Origin of the sequence: Vibrio sp. OPT46 (genome assembly GCF_015163535.1) — a bacterium.
In the GTDB taxonomy this organism is placed as follows: domain Bacteria; phylum Pseudomonadota; class Gammaproteobacteria; order Enterobacterales; family Vibrionaceae; genus Vibrio; species Vibrio alginolyticus.
In genome coordinates, this window is sequence record NZ_JADDYG010000304.1 from 55,463 (window position 1) to 55,949 (window position 487).

Annotated in this window: 1 protein-coding gene; it reads left to right on the forward strand. The window is 37.6% G+C overall.

Annotation, left to right across the window (positions count from 1 at the left end):
• Positions 1-262 precede the first annotated feature (262 nt).
• Positions 263-487: acyl carrier protein (acpP, locus tag IQR33_RS14875; protein ID WP_193843791.1), on the forward strand; the 225-nt coding region annotated here is incomplete at its 3' end.

The window sequence follows — 487 nt, forward strand, 5'->3', positions numbered from 1 at the left end:
TATGTACATGGTTTAATGCGACAGTTTATGCAAAATAAGTTATTTTACATTGTGAAAAATAGCCTATAGTTGCAGTTAACTGTCATGAACTTGTCATGCTTATGCGCAAGATTTGTGCATGATTTAAGTCAAAAATGTATTGAAATTCGGTTAAATTCGCTAATTTTGTGGTTTGACCAGCAAGGACCCCCTTGCAACTTTCAATAGTTCGAATAAACTACGGAATCATCGCATTAGGCGAAATCTGTAAAGGAAAAGAAAAATGAGCAACATCGAAGAACGCGTAAAGAAAATCATTGTTGAACAGCTAGGTGTAGACGAAGCAGAAGTTAAAAACGAAGCTTCTTTCGTTGACGATCTAGGTGCTGATTCTCTAGACACTGTAGAATTAGTTATGGCTCTAGAAGAGGAATTCGACACTGAGATTCCTGACGAAGAAGCTGAGAAGATCACTACTGTTCAAGCTGCAATCGACTACGTAAACAGC